1 protein-coding gene is annotated in these 289 nt (G+C 67.8%); it reads right to left on the bottom strand.

Annotated features, from left to right (window positions below; all coding sequences use genetic code 11):
* Nucleotides 1–289, bottom strand: a 289-nt coding sequence (locus IF67_RS40100; protein ID WP_037840467.1) for an AMP-binding enzyme, incomplete at both ends; no start/stop codon positions are given.

The following is a 289-nucleotide window of genomic DNA, read 5'->3' as shown; positions in this document are numbered from 1 at the left end:
GAGTTCTTCGTGGGTGTTGCGGGGGCCGCGGGTGGTTGCAGCCGTGCTGAACTGCGGCGCGGGAAGGGCCTTATGGTCCAGCTTCCCGTTCGGCGTCAGCGGCAACGCGTCCAGTGTGACGACGGCTGCGGGAACCATGTAGTCGGGCAGGGTCCGTGCGGTGTGTTCACGCAGGTCGGCCGTCGCCGTATCAGCGTCCTCCGTGGGGATGACGTAGGCGACGATGCGCTGGTCGCCGGGCTGGTCTTCGCGGACGATGACGGCTGCTTGGCGTACGTGGGGGTGGTTG

It is taken from the genome of Streptomyces sp. NRRL S-1813, from assembly GCF_000719605.1.
In the GTDB taxonomy this organism is placed as follows: domain Bacteria; phylum Actinomycetota; class Actinomycetes; order Streptomycetales; family Streptomycetaceae; genus Streptomyces; species Streptomyces decoyicus.
Note: the sequence above shows the minus strand (reverse complement) of the source record. Positions and strands in the feature narration are given on the sequence as shown.